The organism is Amycolatopsis sp. NPDC004378 (genome assembly GCF_053602455.1).
This window is the reverse complement of sequence record NZ_JBSGDR010000001.1, coordinates 1,143,153-1,168,569: the sequence shown is the minus strand read 5'-3', so window position 1 is coordinate 1,168,569 and position 25,417 is coordinate 1,143,153. Positions and strand designations below refer to the sequence as shown.

General features: G+C 71.3%; 24 protein-coding genes, 1 pseudogene and 1 riboswitch. Of the genes and pseudogenes, 13 read left to right on the top strand and 12 right to left on the bottom strand.

The window, feature by feature from the left end; translation table 11 throughout:
* Nucleotides 1-20: 20 nt before the first annotated feature.
* From ACWEN0_RS05745 to ACWEN0_RS05730, 4 genes are read left to right on the top strand one after another with little or no spacing between them, the layout of a single operon-like run.
* Nucleotides 21-980, top strand: coding sequence for a Rossmann-like and DUF2520 domain-containing protein (locus ACWEN0_RS05745; protein WP_451969868.1), 960 nt, complete (start codon nt 21-23; stop codon nt 978-980).
* Complete coding sequence (gene panC / locus ACWEN0_RS05740) at nt 977-1,882, top strand: pantoate--beta-alanine ligase (RefSeq protein WP_451969261.1); 906 nt, start codon at nt 977-979, stop codon at nt 1,880-1,882. Before ACWEN0_RS05745 ends, panC begins: the two co-directional genes overlap by 4 nt.
* A gap of 10 nt (nt 1,883-1,892) precedes the next feature.
* Nucleotides 1,893-2,390: an aspartate 1-decarboxylase gene (gene panD, locus ACWEN0_RS05735; RefSeq protein WP_451969259.1), complete on the top strand. Its 498-nt coding sequence runs from the start codon at nt 1,893-1,895 to the stop codon at nt 2,388-2,390.
* 5 nt (nt 2,391-2,395) lie between these two features.
* Nucleotides 2,396-3,172, top strand: coding sequence for a type III pantothenate kinase (locus tag ACWEN0_RS05730; RefSeq protein WP_451969257.1), 777 nt, complete (start codon nt 2,396-2,398; stop codon nt 3,170-3,172).
* Nucleotides 3,173-3,182: 10 nt separating this feature from the next.
* On the opposite strand, the gene ACWEN0_RS05725 is transcribed toward ACWEN0_RS05730, so the two are convergent.
* From ACWEN0_RS05725 to ACWEN0_RS05715, 3 genes are all read right to left on the bottom strand, one after another.
* Nucleotides 3,183-3,584, bottom strand: coding sequence for a DUF6640 family protein (locus ACWEN0_RS05725; protein WP_451969255.1), 402 nt, complete (start codon nt 3,582-3,584; stop codon nt 3,183-3,185).
* Between the two features lie 33 nt (nt 3,585-3,617).
* Complete coding sequence (locus ACWEN0_RS05720; RefSeq protein ID WP_451969253.1) at nt 3,618-3,923, bottom strand: DMT family transporter; 306 nt, start codon at nt 3,921-3,923, stop codon at nt 3,618-3,620.
* A 29-nt stretch (nt 3,924-3,952) separates the two neighbouring features.
* Nucleotides 3,953-4,014, bottom strand: a riboswitch (guanidine-III (ykkC-III) riboswitch).
* 35 nt (nt 4,015-4,049) lie between these two features.
* On the bottom strand, nt 4,050-4,811 hold the full coding sequence (locus tag ACWEN0_RS05715) for a class I SAM-dependent methyltransferase (RefSeq protein ID WP_451969251.1): 762 nt from the start codon (nt 4,809-4,811) through the stop codon (nt 4,050-4,052).
* A 76-nt stretch (nt 4,812-4,887) separates the two neighbouring features.
* On the opposite strand from ACWEN0_RS05715, the gene lysS reads away from it, so the two are divergent.
* A complete protein-coding gene (lysS, locus tag ACWEN0_RS05710) occupies nt 4,888-6,399 on the top strand; it encodes a lysine--tRNA ligase (RefSeq protein ID WP_451969249.1) in 1,512 nt (503 codons plus the stop codon).
* A 136-nt stretch (nt 6,400-6,535) separates the two neighbouring features.
* Complete coding sequence (locus ACWEN0_RS05705) at nt 6,536-6,886, top strand: histone-like nucleoid-structuring protein Lsr2 (protein WP_451969247.1); 351 nt, start codon at nt 6,536-6,538, stop codon at nt 6,884-6,886.
* A 124-nt stretch (nt 6,887-7,010) separates the two neighbouring features.
* Here ACWEN0_RS05705 and ACWEN0_RS05700 read toward each other — a convergent pair whose 3' ends face one another.
* Entirely contained in the window at nt 7,011-7,847 is an 837-nt protein-coding gene (locus ACWEN0_RS05700; protein ID WP_451969245.1) for an AraC family transcriptional regulator, read from the bottom strand.
* A 34-nt stretch (nt 7,848-7,881) separates the two neighbouring features.
* Between ACWEN0_RS05700 and ACWEN0_RS05695 the strand changes: the two genes are divergently transcribed.
* A complete protein-coding gene (locus ACWEN0_RS05695) occupies nt 7,882-8,448 on the top strand; it encodes a TIGR03086 family metal-binding protein (RefSeq protein ID WP_451969243.1) in 567 nt (188 codons plus the stop codon).
* Nucleotides 8,449-8,452: 4 nt separating this feature from the next.
* Here the strand turns inward: ACWEN0_RS05695 and ACWEN0_RS05690 are convergent, their stop codons facing one another.
* On the bottom strand, nt 8,453-9,265 hold the full coding sequence (locus ACWEN0_RS05690; RefSeq protein WP_451969241.1) for a (2Fe-2S)-binding protein: 813 nt from the start codon (nt 9,263-9,265) through the stop codon (nt 8,453-8,455).
* Between the two features lie 357 nt (nt 9,266-9,622).
* Between ACWEN0_RS05690 and ACWEN0_RS05685 the strand changes: the two genes are divergently transcribed.
* The 4 genes and pseudogenes from ACWEN0_RS05685 (at nt 9,623) to ACWEN0_RS05670 (ending at nt 14,438) form a co-directional block, all read left to right on the top strand.
* Nucleotides 9,623-12,181 carry an ATP-dependent Clp protease ATP-binding subunit gene (locus ACWEN0_RS05685; RefSeq protein WP_451969239.1) on the top strand — a complete coding sequence of 853 codons (2,559 nt, stop codon included), beginning with the start codon at nt 9,623-9,625 and terminating at the stop codon, nt 12,179-12,181.
* A gap of 158 nt (nt 12,182-12,339) precedes the next feature.
* Entirely contained in the window at nt 12,340-12,510 is a 171-nt protein-coding gene (locus tag ACWEN0_RS05680; protein ID WP_451969237.1) for a hypothetical protein, read from the top strand.
* Nucleotides 12,511-12,537: 27 nt separating this feature from the next.
* Nucleotides 12,538-13,635: pseudogene (locus ACWEN0_RS05675) on the top strand (Hsp70 family protein); the annotation flags it as partial.
* Nucleotides 13,636-13,772: 137 nt separating this feature from the next.
* Nucleotides 13,773-14,438 (top strand): Ig-like domain-containing protein, encoded by a 666-nt coding sequence (locus ACWEN0_RS05670; RefSeq protein ID WP_451969235.1) that lies wholly within the window; start codon nt 13,773-13,775, stop codon nt 14,436-14,438.
* On the opposite strand, the gene pcp is transcribed toward ACWEN0_RS05670, so the two are convergent.
* On the bottom strand, nt 14,435-15,076 hold the full coding sequence (gene pcp / locus ACWEN0_RS05665) for a pyroglutamyl-peptidase I (RefSeq protein ID WP_451969234.1): 642 nt from the start codon (nt 15,074-15,076) through the stop codon (nt 14,435-14,437). The genes ACWEN0_RS05670 and pcp overlap by 4 nt on opposite strands.
* Nucleotides 15,077-15,138: 62 nt before the next feature.
* Nucleotides 15,139-16,572: a M1 family metallopeptidase gene (locus tag ACWEN0_RS05660; RefSeq protein WP_451969232.1), complete on the bottom strand. Its 1,434-nt coding sequence runs from the start codon at nt 16,570-16,572 to the stop codon at nt 15,139-15,141.
* A gap of 165 nt (nt 16,573-16,737) precedes the next feature.
* Here ACWEN0_RS05660 and ACWEN0_RS05655 point away from each other — a divergent pair, with 165 nt between their 5' ends.
* Nucleotides 16,738-19,902: an ATP-binding protein gene (locus ACWEN0_RS05655; protein ID WP_451969230.1), complete on the top strand. Its 3,165-nt coding sequence runs from the start codon at nt 16,738-16,740 to the stop codon at nt 19,900-19,902.
* Nucleotides 19,903-19,969: 67 nt separating this feature from the next.
* On the opposite strand, the gene ACWEN0_RS05650 is transcribed toward ACWEN0_RS05655, so the two are convergent.
* Together ACWEN0_RS05650 and ACWEN0_RS05645 are read right to left on the bottom strand one after the other, a co-directional pair.
* The gene (locus ACWEN0_RS05650) at nt 19,970-20,776 is read right to left on the bottom strand and encodes an ABC transporter permease (protein ID WP_451969229.1); all 807 of its coding nucleotides are present in this window, start codon (nt 20,774-20,776) and stop codon (nt 19,970-19,972) included.
* Nucleotides 20,773-21,753: an ATP-binding cassette domain-containing protein gene (locus ACWEN0_RS05645; RefSeq protein ID WP_451969227.1), complete on the bottom strand. Its 981-nt coding sequence runs from the start codon at nt 21,751-21,753 to the stop codon at nt 20,773-20,775. Before ACWEN0_RS05645 ends, ACWEN0_RS05650 begins: the two co-directional genes overlap by 4 nt.
* A 135-nt stretch (nt 21,754-21,888) precedes the next feature.
* On the opposite strand from ACWEN0_RS05645, the gene ACWEN0_RS05640 reads away from it, so the two are divergent.
* Nucleotides 21,889-22,851, top strand: a complete 963-nt coding sequence (locus tag ACWEN0_RS05640) for an endonuclease/exonuclease/phosphatase family protein (protein WP_451969226.1) — start codon at nt 21,889-21,891, stop codon at nt 22,849-22,851.
* Here ACWEN0_RS05640 and ACWEN0_RS05635 read toward each other — a convergent pair.
* The 3 genes from ACWEN0_RS05635 to ACWEN0_RS05625 are packed head-to-tail and all read right to left on the bottom strand — an operon-like array spanning nt 22,848 to nt 25,396.
* Nucleotides 22,848-23,606, bottom strand: coding sequence for an SIR2 family NAD-dependent protein deacylase (locus ACWEN0_RS05635; protein ID WP_451969867.1), 759 nt, complete (start codon nt 23,604-23,606; stop codon nt 22,848-22,850). The genes ACWEN0_RS05640 and ACWEN0_RS05635 overlap by 4 nt on opposite strands.
* Before the next feature lie 25 nt (nt 23,607-23,631).
* Nucleotides 23,632-23,943, bottom strand: a complete 312-nt coding sequence (locus tag ACWEN0_RS05630) for an antibiotic biosynthesis monooxygenase family protein (RefSeq protein ID WP_125308236.1) — start codon at nt 23,941-23,943, stop codon at nt 23,632-23,634.
* Between the two features lie 46 nt (nt 23,944-23,989).
* Nucleotides 23,990-25,396 carry a M1 family metallopeptidase gene (locus tag ACWEN0_RS05625; RefSeq protein WP_451969225.1) on the bottom strand — a complete coding sequence of 469 codons (1,407 nt, stop codon included), beginning with the start codon at nt 25,394-25,396 and terminating at the stop codon, nt 23,990-23,992.
* Between the last annotated feature and the right edge of the window lie 21 nt (nt 25,397-25,417).

The window sequence follows — 25,417 nt, the reverse complement described above, 5'->3', positions numbered from 1 at the left end:
GTCCGGTACCCGGGAAGGGACTGGAACGAGAGCAGAGGGAGTCTGCCAACCATGAGCGTCCACAGGCGCACGCCATGATGAGGCCCGCTCGCCTCGCGGTCGGTGTCGTGTCCGCCGGCCGGGTGGGCAGCGTGCTCGGCGCCGCACTGGCCCGGGCGGGGCACACCGTGGTCGCCGCGTCGGGCCTGTCCGCCGCGTCGCTGGCCCGCGCCGAACGCCTCCTCCCCGACGTGCCCCTCCTGCCGCCCGACGAAACGGCCGGCCGGGCCGACCTGGTGCTGCTCGCCCTGCCCGACGACGCGCTCGCCGGGATGGTCCGCGGGCTCGTCGCGACCGGGTCGCTGCGGGCCGGGCAGATCGTCGTGCACACCTCCGGCGCGCAGGGCATCGACGTGCTGGCGCCCGCGGCCGAGGCCGGGGCGCTGCCGCTCGCGCTGCACCCGGTGATGACGTTCACCGGGCGCGAGGAGGACCTCGAGCGGCTGGCGGCGTGCAGCATCGGGATCACCGCGGCGGCCGACGACGACGCCGCGTGGAGCGTCGGCGAAGCGCTCGCCGTCGAGATGGGAGCCGAGCCCGTCCGCATCCCCGACTCCGCGCGAGCGCTCTACCACGCTGCGTTGACCCACGGCGCGAACCACCTGATGACGCTGGTCGCCGACTGCGCGGAAGTCTTGCGGGAAGCGGGAATCGGGCATTCCGAACGCCTGGTGGCACCACTGCTTTCGGCGGCGTTGGATAATGTGCTGCGACACGGCGACCGCGCCCTCACCGGCCCGGTCGCGCGTGGCGACGCCGGCACCGTCCGCAAGCACCTCGCCGTGCTGGCGGACCGGGCGCCGGACGTGGCGCCGGCCTACCGGGCGCTGGCCAAGCGCACGGTGGCGCGTTCCGAGGCCGCCGGGCTGCTGGACACCGCGGCCGCCAAAGACCTCACCGACCTCCTCGACGATCCCGCCGAAGGGCAGCAAGACCAGTGACCACACCGAAATTCAGCCGCGGCACGTTGAACACGTTCGCGTCGCCCGAGCAGATGAGCCAGGTCAGCCGGGCCCTGCACGGCGTCGGCCGCAAGCTCGCGCTCGTGCCGACCATGGGCGCGCTGCACGCCGGGCACCGCGAGCTGATCCGCCGCGCGAAGCGGCTGCCGAACGCCGTCGTGGCCACCTCGATCTTCGTCAACCCGCTGCAGTTCGGGGCGGGTGAGGACTTCGAGGCCTACCCGCGTCCGCTGGAGGCCGACCTGGCCGTGCTGAGCGAGGACGGCGTCGAGATCGGGTTCACGCCCAGCGCGGACGCCCTCTACGCCGAGGGCGCGGTGGTGACCGTCCACCCGGGCCCGCTGGGCGACGAGCTCGAAGGCGCTGTCCGGCCCGGGCACTTCGCCGGCGTGCTGACGGTCGTGGCGAAGCTGTTCAACCTGCTGCGCCCGGACTACGCCTTCTTCGGGGAGAAGGACTACCAGCAGCTGGTGCTGATCAAGCGGATGGTCAAGGACCTGAACATCGACACGCACGTCATCGGCGTGCCGACGGTCCGCGAGCGAGACGGGCTGGCGCTGTCGTCGCGCAACGTCTACCTGACGCCTGAGCAGCGCGAAGACGCCGTCGTGCTGTCGGCCGCCCTCACCGCGGGGGCGTTCGTCGGCCGCGACGGCGCGGACGCGGTCCTCGAGACCGCGTGGAAGACCCTCGCCGCGCGTCCCGCGGTCGAGGTGGATTACCTGGAGTTGAGGGGAACCGACCTCGGGCCGGCGCCCGTCGATGGTGAAGCACGGCTGTTGATCGCGGCCCGGGTGGGGAGTACCCGGCTGATCGACAACGTTCCGGTCCTGCTCGGCGCGGCCGTCGAGCACCCGGAGCGGTTGGACGCAGGGGAATAAGGAGTCCACGATGTACCGCACGATGCTCAAGTCGAAGATCCACCGGGTCACCGTGACCCAGGCCGACCTGCACTACGTCGGCTCGGTCACGGTCGACGAGGACCTGATGGAGGCCGCGGACCTGCTGCCGGGGGAACAGGTGTCCATTGTGGACGTCACCAACGGGGCGCGGCTGGAGACCTACGTCATCAAGGGTGAGCGCGGCAGCGGCGTGCTCGGCATCAACGGTGCCGCGGCGCACCTGGTGCACCCGGGCGACCTGGTCATCCTGATCTCCTACGGCCAGATGGACGACGCCGAGGCCGCGACCTACGAACCACGCGTGGTGTTCGTGGACGCGGACAACCGGATCGTCCACCGGCACGCCGACCCGGGCTACGCGCCCGAGGGGTCCGGGCTGCTGTCCGGCACGGTGACGCTGCCGCCGGAGGACGACACCGCGGTGTTCCCAGTCGCCGAAACGGCGGACGCCCGCCGCCTCGACGCGCTGCTGCACGCGGAAAGCTGACCCGCTTGCTGCTCACCGTCGACGTCGGCAACACGAACATCGTGCTCGGGCTGTGGTCCGGCAAGTCGCTCGTCGGCGACTGGCGCATGCGCACGGACGCGCGCATCACGGCGGACGAGCTGGCGTTGACGGTCCGCGGCCTGCTCGGCCCGCACGCGGACGACGTGACGGGCATCAGCGCGCTGTCGACGGTGCCGGCGGTGCTGCGCGAGCTGCGGGTGATGCTTTCGCGGTACTACGCGGAGGTGCCGAAGATCGTGGTCGAGCCGGGCGTGCGCACGGGAGTGGCGCTGCTGGTGGACAACCCGAAGGAGGTGGGCGCGGACCGGCTGGTGAACACGCTGGCCGCGCACCACCTCCACGACACCGCGTGCGTGGTGGTCGACTTCGGGACGTCCACGAACGTCGACGCCATCTCGGCCCGGGGCGAGTTCCTGGGCGGCGCGTTCGCCCCGGGCATCGAGATCTCCGTGGACGCGCTGGCGTTGCGCGCGGCGGCGCTGCGGAAGGTCGAGCTGGTCCCGCCGCGGTCGGTGATCGGCAAGAACACCGTGGAGTGCCTGCAGTCGGGCATCCTGTACGGCTTCGCCGGCCAGGTGGACGGGCTCGTTCGCCGGATCGTCCGCGAGCTGGCGCCCGGCGGCACGGAACCGGTCGCCGTGTTGGCGACCGGCGGGCTGGCGCCGCTGGTGATCGGCGAGTCCGAGACGATCACCGACCACGTGCCGGACCTGACGTTGCTCGGCCTCCGGCTGGTCTTCGAGCGCAACATCCGCCCCTGACCCGGCCGGCTCAGCCGCGGGCCAGCCTGCGCCGCTCCAGCACGTACCCCAGCGCCGTCACCGCCAAAGCCGGGAAAGCCACTTTGGCCTGCGGGAACCGGTCCTCGCCCGGCGGGTCGACGGCCTTCGCGCCCGGGTAGGCCAGCGCCGAAATCTGCGTCACCCAGTACAGCGACGCCAGCACGGCCCCCGCGTCCAGGCCGGCGCGCGTCGGCCGCCGCCACAGCTGCCACAGGCTGGTGGCCCCGAGCGCGAGGCCCAGGCTCATCGTCTGGCCGTTGTGGAACTTCGCGTGCGGTGGCCAGGCCGGGTTGTGGACGTGGGTTTCGTTCCAGTCGGCGCGGTACGGGCCGACGGCCGTCACGAGCGAGGTCAGCGAGATCAGGGCCCGCCCCAAGGATTTCCTGCGCATGCGGCCAGTATCGAACCTCGACCCAGATCGAGGTCAATGCAGCAGTTTCAGGCCGGCGACCCCCGCGACGATCAGCGTCAGGCAGGTGATCCGCGCCGCCGTCACGGCGTCGCCGAGGGCGAAGATGCCGTAGAGCGCCGTGCCGAGGGTGCCGATGCCGACCCAGATCGCGTAACCGGTTCCGAGCGGGATCTCCCGCAGCGCGTACGCCAGCCCGCTCATGCTCAGCACCAGGGCGACCACGAACGTCACGACCGAAGCCGGCCGGAAGAACCCCTTCAGGGCGGCCGCCCAGACGGTTTCGAGAATTCCGGACAGGACGAGAACGAGCCAGGACATGGGAAAACCCTTCGCAGTGTTGTCGAGACACTGCGCCGTCTTGTCCTGACCGGGTACGACGCGCTCGTCCGGGACGCCCGCGGACGTCGCTTCCGAAGTTAGCACGCCGTCATGACAAAAAATGTCCTAACGGCGCTTGGCGCGAAGTGCCCACGTGATCAATGGGAGGTCGAACTCGCCGTACGCCGTCGCGGGATTGCCGGCGAGGAACTCCCGGAGCCGCGTCAGCAGTGCCGCCGCGTCTTCTGGCGACGAGACGATCACCATCGAATACGTCGCGATCGTTTCGAGGAGGCTCTCCGCCGTCCGGCGTTGCGCATGGCGAAACCGTTCGCTTTCGAACGGGTCGAACCCCGGGTGCGACAACTGCCGCAAATCGTCCGTGCGGGCCGGCTTGCGGGCCCCTTCGCGGCCGAGCGCGGTGAACTCCGCGACCCACGGGACCGAATCGTCTTCGTAGTTCCACATCGGCACCAGCACGCCGCCCGGGCGCAGCACGCGGCCGATCTCCGTCATCGCCGCCGGGACGTCGAACCAATGGAACGCCTGGCCGACGAAAACCGCGTCGACGTCGGCGTCGGGCAACGGGATCCGTTCCGCCTGACCCGGCAGCGACGTCGCCGACGGCACCGTCCGGGCCAGTTCGGCGCGCATTTCCGGATCGGGTTCGACCGCGGTGACGTCGAGCCCGAGTTCCGCCAGGCCGAGGGTCAGTTTGCCGGTTCCGGCGCCCAGGTCCAGCACCCGCCGCGGCGTTCCGCTCGCGCCCGAAAGGCCCCATTCGATCGCCTGCCGGGGGTAATCGGGCCGGTGCTCGGCGTACGCGGCCGCCCGGCTGCCGAAGGAAGAAGCGCGCCGGGCGTGGATGTCGGGTGTGGGATCACTCACCGGGCCAGGTTAATGGAGGGAAAGGAAAGGTAATCCGGTTGGCGTAGCGCGCGGCCGGGTTCGTACCCTATGGGCCATGACCGAAAACCCCGCTTCCACCAGCGAGCCCGCCGAAGACGAACTGCCCGAGCAGATGCGGGTGCGCCGGGAGAAGCGCGACCGGGTCCTCGCCGAGGGGATCGATCCGTACCCGGTCGAGGTGCCCCGCACGCACTCGCTGGCCGAGGTGCGCGCGGCGCATTCCGGGCTGCCCGCCGACACCGCCACGGGCGAAATCGTCGGCGTCGCCGGCCGGGTGATGTTCCTGCGCAACACCGGCAAGCTGTGCTTCGCGAGCCTTCGCGGGGGCGACGGCACCGAGCTGCAGGCGATGATCAGCCTGGCGAAGGTCGGCGAGGACGCGCTGGCCGCGTGGAAGTCCGATGTCGACCTCGGCGACCACGTGTTCGTGCAGGGCGAGGTCATCACGTCCAAGCGCGGCGAGCTGTCCGTGATGGCCGATTCGTGGCGCCTCACGTCGAAGGCCCTGCGCCCGCTGCCGAACGCCTACAAGGACCTGGCCGAGGAGACGCGGATCCGCCAGCGCTACGTCGACCTCATCCTGCGCGACCGCGCGCGGGACGTCGTGCGCACGCGCGCCGGCGTGGTCCGGTCGCTGCGCGAGTCGTTCCACCGCCGCGGGTTCACCGAGGTCGAGACGCCGATGCTGCAGACGCTGCACGGCGGCGCCGCGGCCCGGCCGTTCGTCACGCACTCGAACGCGTTCGACATGGACCTCTTCCTGCGGATCGCGCCGGAGCTCTACCTCAAGCGGTGCGTCGTCGGCGGGATCGAGAAGGTCTTCGAGATCAACCGCAACTTCCGGAACGAAGGCAGCGACTCGTCGCACTCGCCGGAGTTCGCGATGGTCGAGTACTACGAGGCGTACGCGACGTACGAAACCAATGCGGTGATGACGCGGGAGCTGATCCAGGAGGCCGCGCTGGGGGCACTGGACACTTTGGTCGTCACCCTGCCCGACGGTTCGGAGTACGACCTGTCCGGCGAATGGACCACACTCGGAATGTACGAGTCGTTGTCCGATTCCCTCGGCGAAGAGGTGACGCCGGAGACGCCCGCCGCCAAACTGCACGGATTCGCGCAGGCCAGGGGCCTGGAAGTGGATCCGAAGCTCGGGCACGGGAAGCTCGTCGAGGAACTGTGGGAACACCTCGTCGGAGATCACCTGCACGCACCGACGTTTGTCCGTGATTTTCCGGTGGAGACGTCGCCATTGACGAGGCAGCACCGCTCCCGGCCCGGCGTGGCCGAGAAGTGGGACCTCTACGTGCGCGGATTCGAACTGGCCACCGGATACTCCGAGCTGGTCGATCCGGTCATCCAGCGGGAACGGCTCACCGAACAGTCCCGGCTGGCCGCGCAGGGCGATAGCGAAGCCATGCGGCTCGACGAAGATTTCCTCCGGGCCCTGGAGTACGGAATGCCGCCGAGCGGCGGCGTCGGAATGGGGATCGACCGGCTCCTCATGGCGCTGACCGGTCTCGGTATCCGGGAGACGATCCTCTTCCCGCTCGTGCGTCCCGAATAACCCGGCAGTGTCGTATCCGCAATGAGATTTGCGCTGCCCTCGGGAAGCGGGTAGTAATGTTCTGGACAAAGTCTTCTGTCGCGGGGCCCGCCCCGTAACCCAGATCATTGCGCAAGTCCCCCGCAGGAGGAATCGGATGGCACAGAAGGTGCTCGTCTCGCTGGTCGACGACCTCGACGGCAGTGAGGCGGAAGAGACGGTCGAGTTCGGTTTGGACGGCGTCAGCTACCAGATCGACCTCTCCTCGGAAAACGCCGAGGAGCTGCGGGACGCGCTCGCCCAGTATGTCGAGCACGCCCGCCGTGCCGGTGGCCGCAAGCGCGCTTCCGTGCGTCCGGTGGCGGGTAAGGGGTCGGCGCGCCCCGCCGCCGTCGACCGTGAGCAGAACCAGGCCATTCGGGCGTGGGCGCGCAAGAACGGTTACGCGGTTTCGGACCGGGGCCGGATCCCGTCCGAGGTCGTCGACGCCTACCACAAGAAGAACTGAGGATCCTTCCCGTTCGCACCGGTATCCGCAGGTCACCGGTAGCCGGGAAACTCCTCCGAGCGGGGTTCACGGGCGAAGCCGCCGGGTGTTATTCACCCGGCGGCTTTCTTCGTCCCCGGACCGCTCAGACGTCCGCGCGGGCCGTCCTGGCGTACTCGCCGGGCGACTGGCCCGTCACGGCCCGGAAATCGCGGATGAAGTGCGACTGGTCGCTATAGCCCAGCCGAACCGCCAGTCCGGCGTAATCCGGGTCACCTTCCGCGGCGATCCGCCGCGCCGCCTCGTCGAGCCGGTATATCCGGATCGCCCACTTGGGCGGGCAGCCGACGTGTTCGGCGAACAACCGCTGCAAGGAGCGGGTGGTCAGTCCAGTATCCGCGCACAGTTGCGACACCCGGGTAATTCCCGGGTCGCGTGCGATTGATTCGACGGCTTCCGCGGCGCTGCGCGCGGCCGGCGACAGCTCGACCGGATTTGCGATCAGCAAGTTGTCGATCGCACGGACCATTTGCGCGTCGCCGTCGGCGGTCCGCACCGATTCCGCGGCTTCGATCGCCTTCGGCCCGAAAACGTCCGTGAGCGGGACAGCCCGATCGGCGATGTCACTTACCGGGCCGTCCAGGAACGCGCGGAAGCACCCGGGCCGGAAACGCACGCCCAGGCCCTGGACCCGGCCTTCGAGGCGGTGGGAAAAGACGTCGTGGGCGGGCCCGTACACGCCCGACGCGCCGGGGAAGAACGTCACGTGGACGGCGAGGTTCGGCAGCACGCGCTGGTCGTGGGGTGGTTTGCCGCGCAGGTCCCAGCGCAGCACCCAGTGGTAGTCGACGAATTCGGCCAGTTCCGGCGCGGGCGCGTGCCTGGTCAGCGTGAATCTGGTGCGCGCGGTGACCTCGGCCACGATGCCGCGCGGGATCCGGTGCTCACCCACGCGCCCACGGTAGCTGTCGCGTTCCTTCAAGACGGGCGCCGCGCACGGCGGTTTGGATCGGGGGATGACTGCCGAGCTCTTGCGGCCCGCCGCGGCCGAGTTCCTCCGGGTCGCCCACGCCGTGGCCGACCTGTCCGCCCCGACGCCGTGCGCCGGCTACGACGTCCGCGGGCTGCTCAACCACCTCCTGTACTGGGGTCCGTGGCTGGTCGCGGCGGGACGGCGCGAGGACCCGCCGTCGCCGGCCACCGGCGAAGCCGGGGCGGCGCTCGTCACAGCGGACTGGCGCGCGGCGCTGAAGAAGCAGACGGAGACGCTCGTGGACGTCTTCGGGGCGCCGTCGGCCTGGACGGGCACGACCGCGCTGGGGACCGCGGAGCTGCCCGCCTCGGTGGTCGGCGCCATGGTGCTGGGCGAGTTCGTCCTGCACGGCTGGGACCTGGCCCGGGCGAGCGGCCAGGAGCTGTCCTGCGCCCCGGAGGCGGCGACGGAGGTGTACGAGTCCGCGGTGGCCATGGGCGAGCAGGCGCGGTCGATGGGCGTCTACGGGCCCGCTGTGGACGTCGGGGACGCGTCGCCGCTGGACCGGGCGCTGGGAGCGTCGGGCCGGGACCCGCACCGGCCGGCCTGACCGGTCAGCGGGGGCAGGTGCGCGGGCAGCCGTCGCATTCGGGCTCGCCGGGCAGCAGGTACGAGAAGCAGCAGCTCTCGCGCCGCCGGGTCCACTCGCGGTTCTCGGCCAGGCGCAACGTCGACGCGGACGTCAGCGGCGGGTACCGCTCGTCCAGGACCAGTGCCGCGTCGGCGACGCCCGCGCCCTCGGCTTCGGGGGTGCCGCCCTGGCCGCCCGCCCACCACAGCGCGTTGTCCAGCGCGTCCGTCGCCGCGGCCCAGAGCGCGCGCGGGCCGAGCCTGCTGACCGGCGCGTAGGCCCGGACGAACTGCGTCGCGTGGGCCACGTAGCGCGCCCGCAGGACGGCTGCCAGGGCCCGCTCGTCGCGGACGGCCGTCGCCTCCGGGCGGGCCGAGCCCGGGTCGGTCGGGAGGCAGTGGAAGGCGGTGCCCAGGACGGCCGTGCCGGCCGGGTGCGGGCCGTCGTCGGCCAGCCGGAACGCCAGCTCGGCGGGCTTCAGCGACGGCACCCGCCGCTCGTGGTGCAGCAGGAGTGCGCCGACGTGCGCGGGGACGTACAAGTACCAGGTCAGCACCCAGGCGGCCGTCGTCCGGGCCGGCGCGGCACCGTACGAGGCCTGCAGCGAGCCGGCGAGGAGGTCACGCCACTCGGCGAAGTACGCGGGCGTCTCCAGCAGCTCCGAGCAGCGGATCCAGCCGGGCGGGACGTCGCGGCGCAGTTCGGGGTGTTCCCGCAGGCCGGAGACCCGCAGGAGCGACGACGCGAGGCCGTCGCCGACCTCGCGCGTGGCACGGGAGGACCGCTGCTGACTCACCCGCTCTCCTCTCGATATTAGGCGTGCCTAACCTTACTGAGTGGCGATACTGCGCCGATCGGGTGGTGCTCGAGCGGGGAACTCCCAGCTTGCGGACTGTTCGCGGTGAGCGGACACCGCGCGGATGGCGGAATCCGGGTGGCCGCCCGCACGTTGGGGTTGACGTAAAGGTGCTGGGCAACCTGAAGATGGAAGCACCCGGTGGAAGCCACGACCGGGTGCGGAAAAGGCCACGAAGAGCCCCAGTGGTACGCCAGCGCGACCAGTTGGCTACTAGAGTGGTCTCACGGTGCTGAATCCATCGCGGTGAAAGCACGATGGACAAGGGCCGCCGGCGCAGCAGTCGAGGGAGTGCACATGTTTGAGAGGTTCACCGACCGCGCGAGGCGGGTGGTCGTCCTGGCTCAAGAAGAGGCCAGGATGCTCAACCACAACTACATCGGCACCGAGCACATCCTCCTGGGTCTGATCCACGAGGGTGAGGGTGTCGCCGCCAAGGCGCTGGAGTCGCTGGGTATCGCGCTTGAGGGCGTCCGCCAGCAGGTCGAAGAGATCATCGGCCAGGGCCAGCAGGCCCCGAGCGGGCACATCCCCTTCACGCCGCGGGCGAAGAAGGTGCTGGAGCTGTCGCTGCGCGAAGCGCTGCAGCTCGGCCACAACTACATCGGCACCGAGCACATCCTGCTCGGCCTGATCCGCGAGGGCGAGGGCGTCGCCGCGCAGGTCCTGGTCAAGCTGGGTGCGGACCTCAACCGGGTCCGTCAGCAGGTGCTGCAGCTGCTCTCGGGCTACCAGGGCAAGGAGTCCACCGAGACCGGTTCCGGCGGCCGCGGAGAGGGCACGCCGTCCTCGTCGCTGGTGCTGGACCAGTTCGGCCGCAACATGACCGTGCTGGCCCGCGAAGGCAAGCTCGACCCGGTCATCGGGCGCGGCAAGGAGATCGAGCGGGTCATGCAGGTGCTGTCCCGCCGCACCAAGAACAACCCGGTGCTCATCGGCGAGCCCGGCGTCGGCAAGACCGCCGTCGTCGAGGGCCTCGCGCAGAGCATCGTCAAGGGCGAGGTGCCCGAGACGCTCAAGGACAAGCAGCTCTACACGCTGGACCTGGGCTCCCTGGTCGCCGGCTCCCGCTACCGCGGTGACTTCGAAGAGCGCCTGAAGAAGGTGCTCAAGGAGATCAAGACCCGCGGCGACATCATCCTGTTCATCGACGAGCTGCACACGCTGGTCGGGGCGGGTGCCGCCGAGGGCGCGATCGACGCGGCTTCGATCCTGAAGCCGATGCTCGCCCGCGGTGAGCTGCAGACGATCGGCGCGACCACGCTCGAGGAGTACCGCAAGTACATCGAGAAGGACGCCGCCCTCGAGCGCCGGTTCCAGCCGATCCAGGTCGGCGAGCCGTCGCTGGAGCACACGATCGAGATCCTCAAGGGCCTGCGCGACCGGTACGAGGCGCACCACCGCGTCTCGATCACCGACTCGGCGCTGGTCGCCGCCGCGACCCTGGCGGACCGGTACATCAACGACCGGTTCCTCCCGGACAAGGCGATCGACCTGATCGACGAGGCCGGCGCCCGGATGCGCATCCGCCGGATGACCGCGCCGCCGGACCTGCGCGAGTTCGACGAGAAGATCGCGAACGTCCGTCGCGACAAGGAGTCCGCGATCGACGCGCAGGACTTCGAGCGGGCCGCCCGCCTGCGTGACGAGGAGAAGACCCTCCTCGGCCAGAAGGGCGAGCGGGAGAAGCAGTGGAAGGACGGCGACCTCGACGTCGTCGCCGAGGTCGACGACGAGCAGATCGCGGAGGTGCTGGCCAACTGGACCGGCATCCCGGTGTTCAAGCTGACCGAGGAGGAGACCACCCGGCTGCTGCGCATGGAGGAAGAGCTCCACAAGCGCATCATCGGCCAGGAGGACGCGGTCAAGGCCGTCTCGCAGGCGATCCGCCGTACGCGTGCCGGCCTGAAGGACCCGAAGCGCCCGTCGGGCTCGTTCATCTTCGCCGGCCCGTCCGGTGTCGGTAAGACCGAGCTGTCCAAGGCGCTGGCCTCGTTCCTGTTCGGCGAGGACGACGCGCTCATCCAGATCGACATGGGTGAGTTCCACGACCGCTACACCGCTTCGCGGCTCTTCGGTGCCCCTCCGGGCTACGTCGGCTACGAAGAGGGCGGCCAGCTGACGGAGAAGGTGCGTCGCAAGCCGTTCTCGGTGGTCCTGTTCGACGAGATCGAGAAGGCGCACCAGGAGATCTACAACACGCTCCTGCAGGTGCTGGAGGACGGCCGCCTGACCGACGGTCAGGGCCGCACGGTCGACTTCAAGAACACGGTCCTCATCTTCACGTCCAACCTGGGCACCTCGGACATCTCGAAGTCCGTCTCGCTCGGGTTCGCCGGGTCCAACGACACCGGCACCCGGTACGAGAAGATGAAGCAGAAGGTCAACGAGGAAATGAAGAAGCATTTCCGCCCGGAGTTCCTGAACCGGATCGATGACATCATCGTGTTCCACCAGCTGACGCAGGAACAGATCATCGAGATGGTCGACCTGATGATCGGCCGCGTCGAGACGCAGCTCAAGGCCAAGGACATGGAGCTGGAGCTGACGTCGAAGGCGAAGGCCCTGCTGGCCAAGCGCGGCTTCGACCCGGTGCTCGGCGCGCGGCCGCTGCGCCGCACGATCCAGCGCGAGATCGAGGACCAGCTGTCGGAGAAGATCCTCTTCGGCGAGGTCGAGCCGGGCCAGATCATCCTGGTGGACGTCGAAGGCTGGAGCGGCAACCCCGAGGACAAGGACGACCAGGCGCACTTCACCTTCCGCGGTGAGCGCAAGCCGTCCTCGGTCCCGGACGCCCCGCCGGTCAGCATCGGCGCCGGCCACGAGGAACAGAGCGGCGAAGCCGAAGGCGAGTGACGCTCTAGGCACGTAGGAAGGGCGGTTCCCCCGAGTGGGGAGCCGCCCTTCTTGCGTCTGGCGATCCGTCGCCTCGCCCGGAAACGGAAAGTCTGGTACGACCGGAACATCCCGATCGCGGAGCAGCGTTTCCGCGCACACCTGAAGTGAGGAGAGGTATGAGCCGTTCGTGGAAGGACGTGAAGGCGGACAAGGCAGCCGCCGACCGGGAGGCCGGACGGGATGTCGAGGCCGCCCGTACTGCCGCGCGCGAGGCCACTCAGGCTTATGTGCTCGGGTTCCGTCCGCCGACGTCTGCGCCTGATCGGCCGCTGCTTCCCGGGCCGTGAGACGATGCCCGTGGGAGGGGAACCTGCGTGGACGTGCTGTCGATCGACTTCGGGACTTCCAGCACCGTTGCCGTCGTGGCCGCCGCCGGGCGGGCGCCGTGGGCGGTCGAGGTCGACGGGACGGTGACCATGCCGTCCGCCGTCTGCGTCAACGACGATGGGCTGCTCGTTGCCGGGTTGGAAGCCGAACGGCGGGCGCGGCTTGATCCCAGCCGGTTCGAGGCCAATCCCAAGCGGCGGATCGACGAGGGCTCCCTGCAGCTCGGTGAGCACACCTTCGACATCGCCGACACCTTCGCCGCCGTCCTCCGGCGGGTTGGTGAGGAAGCCTGGCGTGAGCTCGGCCGCCCGCCCGCTCAGGTGCGGATTTCGCACCCCGCCGGCTGGGATGCGCGCCGCCAGGACGTTCTTCGCGCCGCCGCGGCGCGGGCCGGGTTCGGGGACGTGCGGCTGGTTCCCGAGCCCGTCGCCGCGGCGGCGCACTACGCCGCCCTCGGGGGCCGGGGCGGGGGGCCGGTCGGCGTTTACGACCTCGGGGCCGGCACCTTCGACTGCGCCGTCGTCGGCATGACGCCGCACGGGTTCGCGGTGCTCGCCGAGGACGGGCTCACCGACATCGGCAGCCTCGACATCGACCAGGCCCTGCTCGTCCACATCGGACGGTCCGTGTCCTACGCGGATCCGTTGCAGTGGCAGGGTTTACTCCGCCCGCGCACGAAGTCCGAACGACGTCAGCGGCGCGCCCTGCTGCAGGACGTCAAGGGCGCCAAGGAAAGCCTGTCCCGCCACCACGAGACGGCCGTGCCGATGCCCGAGCCGTTCGGCGACGTCGTCGTCACGCGGGCGGAGCTGGAAGCGCTGGTACGGCCGAGTCTGCTGCGCAGCGCGGAACTCCTCGAAGCGACGATCCACCGTGCCGGGCTGACCCCCGACCGCCTCGCCGGGGTCTACCTCGTCGGCGGCCCCAGCCGGATGCCGCTGCTGGCCGACCTGCTGGCCCGGAAGCTGCGCGTGCAGCCGGCGACGCAGAGCCAGCCGGAGACGGCCGTGGCGTTCGGCCTGCAGCACGTCCGGCTCGGCGCCGGGCGCCCGGACCTCACGGTGCCGCCGCCGTGGCAGCGGCAGTTCTGAGCGCCTACCGGGCAGCTGCGCGGTCTGCTTCGTCGACTCCCGCTGCGTCTCGACGTAAGTCCACGGCGCGGCGCGTGCCGCCGAACGGGCGAATGTCGTACCTGTCCGGGGCGGCCGGTGCTCTTACCTGCATGAGCACAGTCACGAAGCCTCGCGCGCCGACCGTGCGGAGCCGGCTGCGCGACGCGAAACGCTTCTCCTGGACCGGATTCGGCGTCACGATGGCCGCTTCGCTGCTCGGCACGCTCGTCCCGGCGGCGATCGGTGCCGGTCCGAACGCGACGCTGGTTTCGACGCTGGTGGTGACGGTGCTGGCGGCCGGCGGCTTCACCGCCAAGGACGGCACTGCTCGCGGTATCAAGGCGATCGCGATCGTGCTGCTGGCCGCGGGCGCGCTGGTGCTGACGGTGACCGGGGTGACGGTGGTCGACCTCGTGCGCGGCGGCCCGGCGACGTTCCCGGTGGGGCCGGCCCCGGACGCGGCGGTGCCGCGGGTGATCGTCCCGGAGTCGGTCGCGTGCGGGGTGACGCCGGTGCGCACGACGACGACCTGCACGGTCGCGGTCCGCAGCGTCGGCGCCGGCGCGCTGCGGGTCACCGGGACCGAACTGGACAGCACGGAGTTCGCGGTGGACGCGAGCGCGTGCGTCGGCCACGACGTGGCCCCGGGGAGGCGGTGCACGCTGGTCGTGAGCTTCACCCCCGCCTGGACCGGCGACCGGGTGGCGGACCTGACCGTCCACCACAACGTGCCCGGGCCGGCGGCGTTCGTGGAGCTGACCGGCCGCGGTGGCTAGTGTTCCGCGCCCGCGCTGACGGCCAGGTCCTCCGTGGTCTTCAACGCCGTGTCCACCAACACGTCCAGGGCGGCCGCGATCCGGTCCACGCCCAGCGAAGGCGCGGCCTTGCCGGACGACGCCACCTGCTCCGGGCTGAACGGGACGTGCACGAACCCGCCGCGCACGGCCGGGAACTCGGTGGCCAGCAGGTGCATCAGCCCGTAGAAGACCTGGTTGCACACGTACGTCCCGGCCGTGTGGGAGACCGACGCCGGCACGCCCGACGCGCGGATCGCCGCGACGCAGGCCTTCACCGGCAACGTCGTGAAGTACGCCGCCGGCCCGTCCGCGACCACCGGGACGTCCACCGGCTGCGCGCCCGCGTTGTCGGGGATCCGGGCGTCGACCAGGTTGATCGCGACGCGCTCCGGCGTCACCTCGGGACGTCCGCCCGCCTGGCCCACGCAGACCACCAAGGACGGCCGGTGCGTCACGACCGCCGCGCGCAACGCGGGCAGTGACGCGGCGAACTCGCACGGCAGCTCGACCGCGGCGACGTCGTCCCGGCGCGTGCCGAGCAGCGAAACCGCCTGCCACGACGGGTTCACCGACTCGCCGCCGAACGGCGCGAACCCCGTCAACAGCACCTTGCCCATGCGACCTCCGACGTCGTGAAAGCCACCTCGAAAGAGCGAGGTGGCCTTCACGAACCTACCCGTCAGGCGGCGGGCTTCAGCCCACCCGGGAACAGGTACTGGTCGGCGGGCTTGCCGGTGCCGTACACCCACGCGTCGAAGAAGCCCTGGAGGTCCTTGTGCGCGACCTTCTCGGTGTACTGCTGGAACTCCTGCATGTTCGCGTTGCCGTTGCGGTGCAGCGCCGGCCAGGTCCTGAGCACCCGGTCGAACGCGGCCTGCCCGACGTAGTTGCGCAGCGCGTGCAGCATCACCGGGCCCTTGGAGTACACGTACGTGAACTCCTTGCCGGGGCCCATGTCGTAGAGCTTGCCGTTCCAGAAGTTCGCCGACGCCTTCTTGACGTCGTCCGCGTACTGCTTGTTCAGGTCGACGCCCTCCTTCGCCTCGTCCCACAGCCATTCGGCGTAGGAGGCGAAGCACTCGTTGAGGCAGACGTCCTTCCAGTGCTCGACCGCGACCGAGTCGCCGTACCACTGGTGGGCGTTCTCGTGGACGATCGTCGGCACCGTGCCGGCCCAGCCCGCGGAGTAGATCGGGCGGCTCATCGTTTCGAGCGAGAAGCCGATCTGCTCGTTGAGGAAGATGCCGCCGGCGGCGTCGATCGGGTACTTGCCGAACTTCGACTCGAGGAAGTCGAGGATCTCCGGCAGCCGGCCCTCGGCCTGCTTGGTCGAGTCCGGGGTGCCCGGGGCGAACGCGCTGACGACCGGGGTGCCGTCCTCGCGCTGCCGGCGGTCGAAGGTCCACTTGTCGATCGCGACCGTCGTCATGTACGGCACGATCGGTGTTTCCTCGGCCCAGAAGTGCGTGGTGCCGCCGCCCGGTGCCTTGACCGACGGCTTCTCGCGGCCGTTCGCGATCACGCCCCACTCGTCGGGCACGGTGATCGCGAGGTGGAACGTCGCCTTGTCGAGCGGGGTGTCGTTGACCGGGTACCAGGTGGTGGCCGACTTCGGCTCCCCGGCGACGAACGCGCCGCCCGCCTGGGCGAACTGCCAGCCGTTGTTGCCGAGCGACGGGTCGCTGATCGGGGCGGGCACGCCGTGGTAGGCGATCTTGACCCCGAAGCGGTCGCCGCGCCGCAACGCCCGCGACGGCGTGATGACCAGCTCGTGGTCGCCGGTCCGGGAGAAGTTCGCGTCGCGGCCGTCGACCTCGACCGAGTCGACGGTCAGGCCGTGCAGGTCGAGGTCGAACGAGCTCAGCGACTGCGTGGCCCGGGCGGAGATGTCCTGGAGCCCGGTGAGCTGGTGCGATGCGGGGTCGTAGCCGACCTTCAGGTTGTAGTCGGCGACGTCGTAGCCGCCGTTGCCGTCCTGTGGGTAGTAGCTGTCGCCGGCGCCGTCGCTGCCCGGCTGCGCGCCCCAGTCGTTCCCGGCGGCGGCGACCCCGCCGCTCAGGCAGATGCCGGTGACCAGCGCGGCGGCCAGCACGACCGGTTTCCGTCCCCTCATGAACGCTCCCTGTCCGTCTGGGGTGACCTTGAAACCGCAACGTAGCGCCCGGACTGCGGGCCCTGGCGGGCTGACGTCGCATTTGTCCGGAAAGTCAACACTTCCGTCGGTGCCGGTCCGGCCATCCGCGCCCGGAGCCGTGGCGGGGTCTGGAAAGCTGGACGCATGCGCGTTGCGCTGCTGGGCCCGCTGCGGGCGACCGAGGACGACGGCACCCCGATCGACATCGGCGGGGCCCGCCTCCGCATGCTCTTGGCCAGGCTCGCGCTGGACGCCGGCCGCGCCGTCCCGGCCGACGCGCTCGTCGACGGGCTCTGGGGCGCCGATCCGCCCGCCGACGCCGCCAACGCCCTGCAGTCGCTGGTCTCGCGGCTGCGCAAGGCGCTGCCGGTGGCGGTCGAATCCGGCCCGGGCGGCTACCGGCTCGGGGTCGCCGCCGGGGACGTCGACGCCGACCGGTTCGAACGCCTCGCCGCGGACGGCCGCCGGGAGCTGGCCGCGGGCCGGGACGCGTATGCGGCCGAGCTGCTCACCGAGGCCCTCGCGCTGTGGCAGGGCGGTGCGCTCGCCGATGTCCTCGACGCGCCGTTCGCGGCTGCGCCCGCCCGGCGGCTCGCCGACCTGCGGGCCGAGGCGGCCGAAGACCGGTTCGAGGCCCTGATCCGGCTGGGCGAGCACGCCGGCGTCCTCGCCGACCTGGCCGCCGCGGCCGACGCCGACCCGCTGCGCGAGCGGCTCGCCGGGCTGCGGATCCGCGCGCTGTGCGCGGCCGGGCGCCAGTCGGAGGCGCTGGCCGTCTACGCCGGGATCCGCGCCACCCTGGCCGACCAGCTCGGCGTCGACCCGTCGGCCGAGCTGCAGGAGGTGCACCTGGCCGCGCTGCGCGGGGAGTTCGCGCCGCCCGCGCCGGTGGCCGACCGGCTGCCGACCCGGCTGACGTCGTTCATCGGCCGCGACGACGAGCTCAAGCTGCTGGCCGAACTGCTCGGCGGCGCCCGGCTGGTGACGCTGGTCGGTCCCGGCGGCGCGGGCAAGACCCGGCTGGCGACCGAGGCCGCGTCGAGGCACCCGGCACACCGGCGCGGCCGCGTGTGGTTCGTGCCGCTGGCCGGCGTCCGCGACCCCGGCGACGTCGTCGGGGCGGTGCTCGGCGCGCTGGAGGTGCGCGACATCCGCAGCACCGAGACCGAGGTGCGGCGGCGGCCGGACCTGCTGGGCCACGCCGTCGAGGTGCTGGCCGGCGGCGAGGCGCTGCTCGTGCTGGACAACTGCGAGCACGTCGTCGACGCGGCCGCGACGCTGGCCGACGACCTGCTGGGCCGGGTGCCCGGCCTGCGGATCCTCGCGACCAGCCGGGAGCCGCTGGCCATCACGGGCGAGGCGCTCTGCCCGCTCGGGCCGCTGCCCGTGCCCGCCGAGCGCGTGGCGCCCGCCGAAGCCGCCGAGCTGGACTCGACGCGGCTGTTCCTCGACCGGGCGAGCGCGGTCCGGCCCGACTTCGTGCTCGACGAGTCCACTGTGGACGACGTCGGGCAGATCTGCCGCCGGCTCGACGGGATGCCGCTGGCCCTGGAGCTGGCCGCCGCGCGGCTGCGGTCGATGACGCCGGCCCAGATCGCGGCCCGGCTCGACGACCGGTTCCGCCTGCTCACGTCGGGCAGCCGCACGGCGTTGCCGCGGCAGCGGACGCTGCGCGCGGTCGTCGAGTGGAGCTGGGATCTGCTCACCGAGCCGGAGCTGGTGCTCGCGCGGCGGCTCGCGGTGTTCCCCAGCGGCGCGCCGATGGACGCCGTCGAGCGGGTCTGCGCGGACGAGCTGCTGCCGGCCGCGGACGTCCCGTACGTGCTCGGCACCCTCATCGAGAAGTCCATTGTGGACGCCGTGGACCGCGGTGGCGAGCCGCGGTACCGGATGCTCGAGACCCTGCGGGCCTACGCCGGTGAGCGGCTGGCCGAGTCGGGCGAGCGGGACGCGTTCGAGCGGGCGATGGCCCGCTACTACGTCGACCTGGTCGAAGGGGTGGAAGCGTCGCTGCGCACCGCGGCGCAGCTGGCCGCGATCGACCTGTACGAGGCGGAGACGGCCAACCTCACCGGCGCGCTGCGCGCCGCCATCGAGAAGTCCGATGTGGACACTTCGGTGCGGCTGCTGAACGGGATGTTCTGGTATTTCACCATCCTCGGGCAGGGCGAGCGGGCCGAAGAGTTCATCGACTCGGTGCTCGCCTTCGGCGACCGGCTGCCCCCGGACGTCAACGCGGCCTACCGCGCGATCTCGCTGCTGTTCCACCAGGTGCCGACCCGGCTGCCGCTCGCGGACGTCCGCGTGGTGGTCGACGAGTGCGTCCGCACCGGCGCGGCCGGGAAGTACCCGGGGCTGTCCGTGGCGCTGCCGATGCTCGCGTTCCTCGGTGGTGACCACGAGCTGGCGATGCGGGAGGTGCGCCGCGCGCAGGCTTCCGACGACCTCTGGACGCGCTCCGGCGGCCACTGGGTGGAGAGCTTCCTGCGCGAGGACCTCGGGGACATCGAGGCCGCGGACCGGGAGCGGACCCGGGCGCACGACGGCTTCCGCGCGGTCGGCGACCGCTGGGGCACGGCGATGACGTTGAGCTTCAAGGCGAACGCCCTTTCGCAGGCCGGCGACGGCGAGCGCGCGATCGAGGTGTACCAGCAGGGGCTCGCGCTGTCGATGGAGCTGCGGTCGCACGAAGACGTCGTCCAGCACTGGTGGCGCCTGGCGGTCGAACGGGCCCGCCTCGGGGACATCGAGGGCGCGTGGCGCGACCAGGAGGCCGCCGAGCGCTACGGGCGGGAGATCGGGAACCCGCAGCAGAAGGCGATCCTGGCGTTCGGCCGGATCGAGCTGTGCCTGCGCAGCGGACGGCTGGCCGAAGCGCGCGCGGCACTCGACCGGCTCAAGGAGCTCACGTGGGAGGCCGCGTTCCCGGAGGGCATGGGCGAGGAGTGGGTCAGCGCGTTCGAAGGCCGGGTGGCGCTGGCCGAGAACCGGCCGGACGCGGCCGAGGCGCACGTGGTCAAGGCCATCCGCGCGACGCGGGACCGCGGTGACATGCCGGATCTCGCCGGCGCCGTGGAGCTCCTGGCCCTGGTGCGCGACCGGCAGGGCCGGTTCGAGGAGTCGGCGCGCCTGCTGGGCACGTCGGCGCTGATCCGCGGCCGGTTCGACCTCGGCAACCCGGACGTGCGCGAGCTGATCGCCGACCTGCGCGCGCGGCTTTCCGACACGAAGTACGACGAGGTGGTCGCGGCGGTGCGCGGGATGTCCAAAGAGGACGCCATCGCGGAGATGTACACCGCGATCGGCTGAAGGGGACGCCCGCGCGGACGTCCCCTTCAGCTCCCCCTGGCGCGGGTCACCCCCGTGTCCTCGCGCCTCACACCCGCCGGCGGTACGCCCACGTGGCCAGCGGGAAGAACACGATGACCGCACCGGCCATCCAGGCCAGCGCCCCGGCCAGCGGCCCGGCGACGGCGCCGCCGTTCATCAGGCCGCGCAGCGCGTTCGCCATCAGGCTGACCGGGCTGATGTCGGCCCACGCCCGCAGCCAGCCCGGCATCGTGGACGTCTGGACGAACACGTTGCTGCCGAACGTCAGCGGCATGATGAAGACGAACATGAGCGCCTGCGCCGAACCCGGCGACTTCATCAGCATGCCGACGAACACCGAGCCCCAGCAGAAACAGAGCCCGAACGCCAGCGCCAGCAGGATCGCCACGGCGAACTCGCCGGGGCTGGTCGCGATGCGGTAGCCCATGATCGTCGCGACGACCATCAGCACGGTCAGGCAGACGACGTAGCGGACGACGTCGGCGAGCACCGCGCCGACCAGCGGTGCCGACCGGGCGATCGGCATGCTGCGGAACCGGTCGAACACGCCCTTGGTGATGTCGGTGTTGAGGTTCGTGCCCACGGTCAGGCACGCCTGCAGGATGTTCATCACGATGATGCCCGGGACGACCATCTGCAGGTAGGCGTCGGTCGAGCCGGAGAGCGCGCCGCCGAACAGGTACACGAACATCACCAGGAAGATGATCGGCATCAGGGTGACGTCGGCGAGCTGTTCGGGGTTCTTGCGGATCTTCAGGATGCCGCGCCAGGCCAGCGAAAGCGCGTGGCCGAAGCCCTTGGCGGGGCTGATGTGCCGCGGCGGGGCCGGGCGGTCGAGCGCCAGTGTCGTCATGCCAGGCTCCCTTCGAGGTCGCGGGTGTCCTCAGTGGACTCTTCGGCGGGGTGCCCGGTCAGGGCGAGGAAGACCTCGTCGAGGCTGGGCAGCCGCAGCGCCAGCTCGTCCGCGGTGATCCCGGCTTCGTCGAGCTTGCGGACCAGGGTGGACAGCAGCACCGGGTCGTTGACCGGCGCGGTGAGCAGCCCGCTCGAGTCGTCGCGGGTCGGCTGGACGCCGGAGAGGTCGCCGAGGATCCGGTTGACGGCGTCCATGTCGGACAGCTGGGTCGGCCGGACCTGCAGCGTCTGCCCGCCGACGCGGCGCTTCAGCTCGTCGGCGCGGCCGTCGGCGACGACGCGGCCGTGGTCGAACACGGTGATCTTGTCGGCCAGCTGGTCGGCTTCTTCGAGGTACTGCGTGGTCAGCAGGACCGTCGCGCCCTCGGCGACGAGGGTGCGGACGACCTCCCAGACCTCGTTGCGGGCGTGCGGGTCGAGGCCGGTGGTCGGTTCGTCGAGGTAGAGCACCTCGGGCCGGCCGACGAGGCTGGCGGCGAGGTCGAGACGCCGTCGCATGCCGCCCGAGTAGGTCCGGATGGGCCGCTTCGCCGCACCGGTCAGCTCGAACCGCTCGATGAGCTCGGCGGCGCGGGTCTTCGAGTGGGCGCGGGAGTAGCCGTACAACCGTCCGATGAGGACCAGGTTCTCGATGCCGTTGAGGTCCTCGTCGACCGAGGCGTACTGCCCGGTCAGCCCGATCAGGCTGCGGACCCGGACCGGGTCGGTGACGACGTCGTAGCCGCCGACGGTCGCTCTGCCCGCGTCGGGTTTCATCAGCGTCGCCAGGATGCGGACGGCGGTGGTCTTGCCCGCGCCGTTCGGGCCGAGCACGCCCACGACCTGGCCGAAGGGGACCTCGAGGTCCACTCCATCCAGGGCCTTGGTGTCCCCGAAGTGTTTGACAAGGCCCTCGGCCTGGATTGCGTGTGCCATGCCGTCACTGTGGACGGCCGGCCTGGCAACCCGCGCACAGCGCGCTGGCAGGCGCTGGCAGCGGCTGGTGGAGATCTTGTGGAGGTGTTGCCGGCGCCCGGGCCGCGTGCCCGGCACGTCGGCATACTCGGCAGCATGACCGTTGCGGAAGAGAAGCGCGTCCGGCGGAAGAACCCGCTGGTCACGGCCCTGCTGGTGGTGCCGCTGGTGCTCCTGGCGAGCGTGGTCGTACTGCGCCTGATCGGCTACGACGGCGGCTGGTACACGCTCGTGGCGCTGGCCTTGACGCCGTACGTCGCGGTCGCGGGCCTGCTGCTCGGCGGCCTGTCCCTGGCGTTGCGGCGCTGGTGGGCGGGCGGCGTCGCGCTGGTGCTGGCGATCGTGCCGGCCGTCCTGGTGCTGCCGCGGCTCTCGGCGGGCGAACAGCGCGACGTGCACGGCAAGACACTGCGCGTGCTCGCCTCGAACCTGCGCTACGGCCAAGGGGACCCGAAGACCGTCGTCGACCTGGTGCGCGAGCAGCGGATCGACGTGCTGAACCTGGTCGAGCTGACGCCCCGCGCGGTCGAGGGCCTGACCGCCGCCGGGCTGTTCGAGACGTTGCCGTACCAGGTGCTGCACCCCGCCGGGGGCGCGTCCGGCTCGGGGATCGTGTCGCGCTTTCCGCTGACGGAGGTCAACTTGACGGGTGATTCCGCGGCGAAGCAGCCGGGCGCCCAGGCCGACCTCGGCGACGGCGTGGTGCTCGAGATCGTCGCCGTCCACCCGATCTCCCCGGACGTCGACACCCCGCAGTGGGAGAGCGAGCTCAAGGACCTCTCCCGCGCGGCCGGCGAGCACGGCCTGCGCATCCTGGCGGGTGACTTCAACGCGACGCTGGACCACGCGGCGTTCCGCACGGTGCTCTACCGCGGCTACACCGACGCGGCGGAAGACCGCGGTGAAGCGCTGGTGCCGACGTGGCCGGCCGACCACACCCCGGTGGTCACGATCGACCACGTCGTCGTCGACAACCGGGCGGCGGTGCGCGACTACGGGGTGTTCGACGTCCCGGGCAGCGACCACCGCGCGGTGTTCGCCGAAGTCCAGTTGCCCTAGGCGAGGAGCGCGGTCAGCGTGTCCAGCGCCCCGGCGGCGATGGACACGCCGCGGCCGTGGCGGATCTCGGGCTCGCGCGGGTTGATCCGGATCAGTGCCCCGGTCGCCGCGCTGGCCAGCTCGGCGTAGCGGCGGACCGTCGGGACCGCCTGGCCCGCGCCCAGCTCGACCACCACGAGGTCACGCGCGGTGCGGCGCCACGCCGTCAGCTCGTCGAGCTGGGCCTGGCTGCGGTCCGGCACCCACGAGAAGTCGCCGAACATCAGGATGTTGGGCCGCGCGAGGCCGCCGCAGCGGGGGCACGAGGGCAGCGGCGGCACCGCGCGCATCGTCTCCTCGTCGAGGGCCACTTCGACGTCGGCGGGCCAGATGTCGCCGGTGCAGCCGGCCAGGCACTGGAGGTGGTGGATCGAGCCGTGCGCCTCGGCGACGTGCCCGAAGCCGGCCTTCTGGAACTGTCCATCCACATTGGACGTGAAGACGCGCACGGACGGGGCGGAGCCGAGCAGCAGGCGGAAACCCTCGTGCGGCACGGTCTTCCGGTACAGCGAAAGCCGGTGGCCGTAGAAACCCCAGGCGAGCTCGGGGTCGTCGGCGAAGTGCCGCGGGTCGGCCAGTTCCTCGAACCGCAGCCCGAGCCGGGCGTAGGGCGGGTACGCGCGCCAGAACCCCTCGCCGCCGCGGAAGTCCGGCAGCCCGGAGTCGACGCCCATCCCGGCGCCGGCGCAGATCAGCAGCGCGCCGGCGCCGTGCATGAGCTCCGCGGCCCGGTCGAGCGCGTCACTCACCCGGCTGCGAACCGAGGACGACCTCGAACTCCAGCAGGTTCGCCCCGGTGGACACGGGCTTGGCGCGCTCGCCCGAGTGCGCGGCCGCGGCCGGGCCGCCCTTCGCCCACGCCTGGTAGGCCTCCTCGGTCTCCCACTTCGTGTACACGAAGTAGCGCGTCTCGCCGGAGACCGGGCGCAGCAGCTCGAACCCGAGGAACCCGGGCTGCTGGTCGACGGCGTGCAGCCGCGCCGCGAACCGCTTCTCCAGCTCGGGGCCGGCGCCTTCGGGGACCTCGATCGCGTTGATCTTCACGACACTCATGCGTCCCAGCCTAGTTGGCCGGGCCCGGTGCTCCGTGCCGGACAGCTCAGCTGCGCAGTGAGCCCGGGAAGAGGTCGGCGTCCGCCGGGAGCGTGGTCCCCCGGAACCACTCGTCGAAGAACGGCTTCAGGTTCTGGCCGCTGACCTGCGCCGCCGTCGTCTCGAAGTCGGTCCAGGTCGCGTTGCCGTGGCGGTAGCGGGCCGGCCAGGCCTTCAGGAGGCGGTCGAACGCCGGGTCGCCGATCCGGCGGCGCAACGCGTGCAGCGCCAGGATGCCCTTGTTGTAGACGCCCTCGAACTCGTGGCCGTGGCCCATGCCGACCAGCTTCTGGCCCCAGAAGTCCGCGCTGCCGCGGGTGATTTCGATGGCCGCGCGGTAGCGGTCGTCCAGGCTCTGGCCTTCGCGCTCGGCCCACAGCCACTGCGCGTACGACGCGAAGCACTCGTTCAGGCAGATGTCGGACCAGTTCTCGAGCGACACCGAGTCGCCGAACCACTCGTGGGCGTTCTCGTGCACCAGGGTCGGCAGGTCGGCCCACTTCGCGTACGTCGGCCGGGTCTGCGTCTCCAGCGAGAAGTGGACGTCTTCGTTCAGGAAGATCCCGCCGGCCGCCGACTGCGGGTACGGCCCGAACTTGCCGCTCAGGAACCCGAGCACCTCCGGCAGCCGGTCGCCGATCGCGCGGTGGGACTCGGCGCCGGGCGCGTACGCCGAGACGACCGGGGTGCCGTCCGGCAAAGTCGACCTGTCGACGCTGAACTTGCCGATCGCGATCGTCGTCAGGTAGCTCGCGACCGGGTTCGGCTCGGTCCACGTCCCCGGCGGGCCCTCGCGGCCGTTCGAGATCACCGTCCAGCCCGCCGGGACGTGCGCGGTCACCGTGAAGGTGGCCTTGTCGCGCGGGGTCTCGTTCACGGGGAACCAGAACGCCGCCGAGTGCGGCTCGCCGACCATGTACGCGCCGCCGTCGGCCGAGTGCTGCCAGCCGTTCTCGCTGCCGCCGTCGTGCGGGGTCTTCGCCGGGTCGCCGCCGTAGCGCACCCGCGTGCGGAACGTCGTCCCGGCGCGGATCGGCGACGGCGGCGTGATCACCAGCTCGAACGCCTTCTCGCGCGTGAAGTGCGCCGGCTTCCCGTCGACCTCGACGCTGTGCACGTCCAGGCCGCGCAGGTCGAGGTCGAACCGGCCGAGGTCCTCGGTGGCTTTGGCGGTCACCGTCGTGTCGCCGTCGAGGTGCCCGCTCGGCGGGTCGTAGCTCACGCCGACTTGGTAGCCGAGGGCGTCGTAGCCGCCGTTGCCGTCGTCCGGGTAATACGGATCACCGGCGCCGGCGGCGCCCGCGACCGGGTGCATGGGCGGCGGCTGCGGCGCCCCCGAGACGGCGTCGCCGCTGCAGGCCGCGGCGACGATCACCGCGGCGCAGACGGCGAGGACAGCGAGTCGGCGGCGCATACGACCACCATAGGTGATGGA

Bases quoted from the DNA above. Each gene is read 5' to 3' on its own strand.
- panD (WP_451969259.1), top strand. From the start codon at position 1,893: ATGTACCGCACGATGCTCAAGTCGAAGATCCACCGGGTCACCGTGACC.
- ACWEN0_RS05725 (WP_451969255.1), bottom strand. From the start codon at position 3,584: ATGCGCAGGAAATCCTTGGGGCGGGCCCTGATCTCGCTGACCTCGCTC.
- ACWEN0_RS05720 (WP_451969253.1), bottom strand. From the start codon at position 3,923: ATGTCCTGGCTCGTTCTCGTCCTGTCCGGAATTCTCGAAACCGTCTGG.
- lysS (WP_451969249.1), top strand. From the start codon at position 4,888: ATGACCGAAAACCCCGCTTCCACCAGCGAGCCCGCCGAAGACGAACTG.
- ACWEN0_RS05705 (WP_451969247.1), top strand. From the start codon at position 6,536: ATGGCACAGAAGGTGCTCGTCTCGCTGGTCGACGACCTCGACGGCAGT.
- ACWEN0_RS05695 (WP_451969243.1), top strand. From the start codon at position 7,882: ATGACTGCCGAGCTCTTGCGGCCCGCCGCGGCCGAGTTCCTCCGGGTC.
- ACWEN0_RS05685 (WP_451969239.1), top strand. From the start codon at position 9,623: ATGTTTGAGAGGTTCACCGACCGCGCGAGGCGGGTGGTCGTCCTGGCT.
- ACWEN0_RS05680 (WP_451969237.1), top strand. From the start codon at position 12,340: ATGAGCCGTTCGTGGAAGGACGTGAAGGCGGACAAGGCAGCCGCCGAC.
- ACWEN0_RS05670 (WP_451969235.1), top strand. From the start codon at position 13,773: ATGAGCACAGTCACGAAGCCTCGCGCGCCGACCGTGCGGAGCCGGCTG.
- pcp (WP_451969234.1), bottom strand. From the start codon at position 15,076: ATGGGCAAGGTGCTGTTGACGGGGTTCGCGCCGTTCGGCGGCGAGTCG.
- ACWEN0_RS05660 (WP_451969232.1), bottom strand. From the start codon at position 16,572: ATGAGGGGACGGAAACCGGTCGTGCTGGCCGCCGCGCTGGTCACCGGC.
- ACWEN0_RS05655 (WP_451969230.1), top strand. From the start codon at position 16,738: ATGCGCGTTGCGCTGCTGGGCCCGCTGCGGGCGACCGAGGACGACGGC.
- ACWEN0_RS05650 (WP_451969229.1), bottom strand. From the start codon at position 20,776: ATGACGACACTGGCGCTCGACCGCCCGGCCCCGCCGCGGCACATCAGC.
- ACWEN0_RS05645 (WP_451969227.1), bottom strand. From the start codon at position 21,753: ATGGCACACGCAATCCAGGCCGAGGGCCTTGTCAAACACTTCGGGGAC.
- ACWEN0_RS05640 (WP_451969226.1), top strand. From the start codon at position 21,889: ATGACCGTTGCGGAAGAGAAGCGCGTCCGGCGGAAGAACCCGCTGGTC.
- ACWEN0_RS05635 (WP_451969867.1), bottom strand. From the start codon at position 23,606: ATGCACGGCGCCGGCGCGCTGCTGATCTGCGCCGGCGCCGGGATGGGC.
- ACWEN0_RS05630 (WP_125308236.1), bottom strand. From the start codon at position 23,943: ATGAGTGTCGTGAAGATCAACGCGATCGAGGTCCCCGAAGGCGCCGGC.
- ACWEN0_RS05625 (WP_451969225.1), bottom strand. From the start codon at position 25,396: ATGCGCCGCCGACTCGCTGTCCTCGCCGTCTGCGCCGCGGTGATCGTC.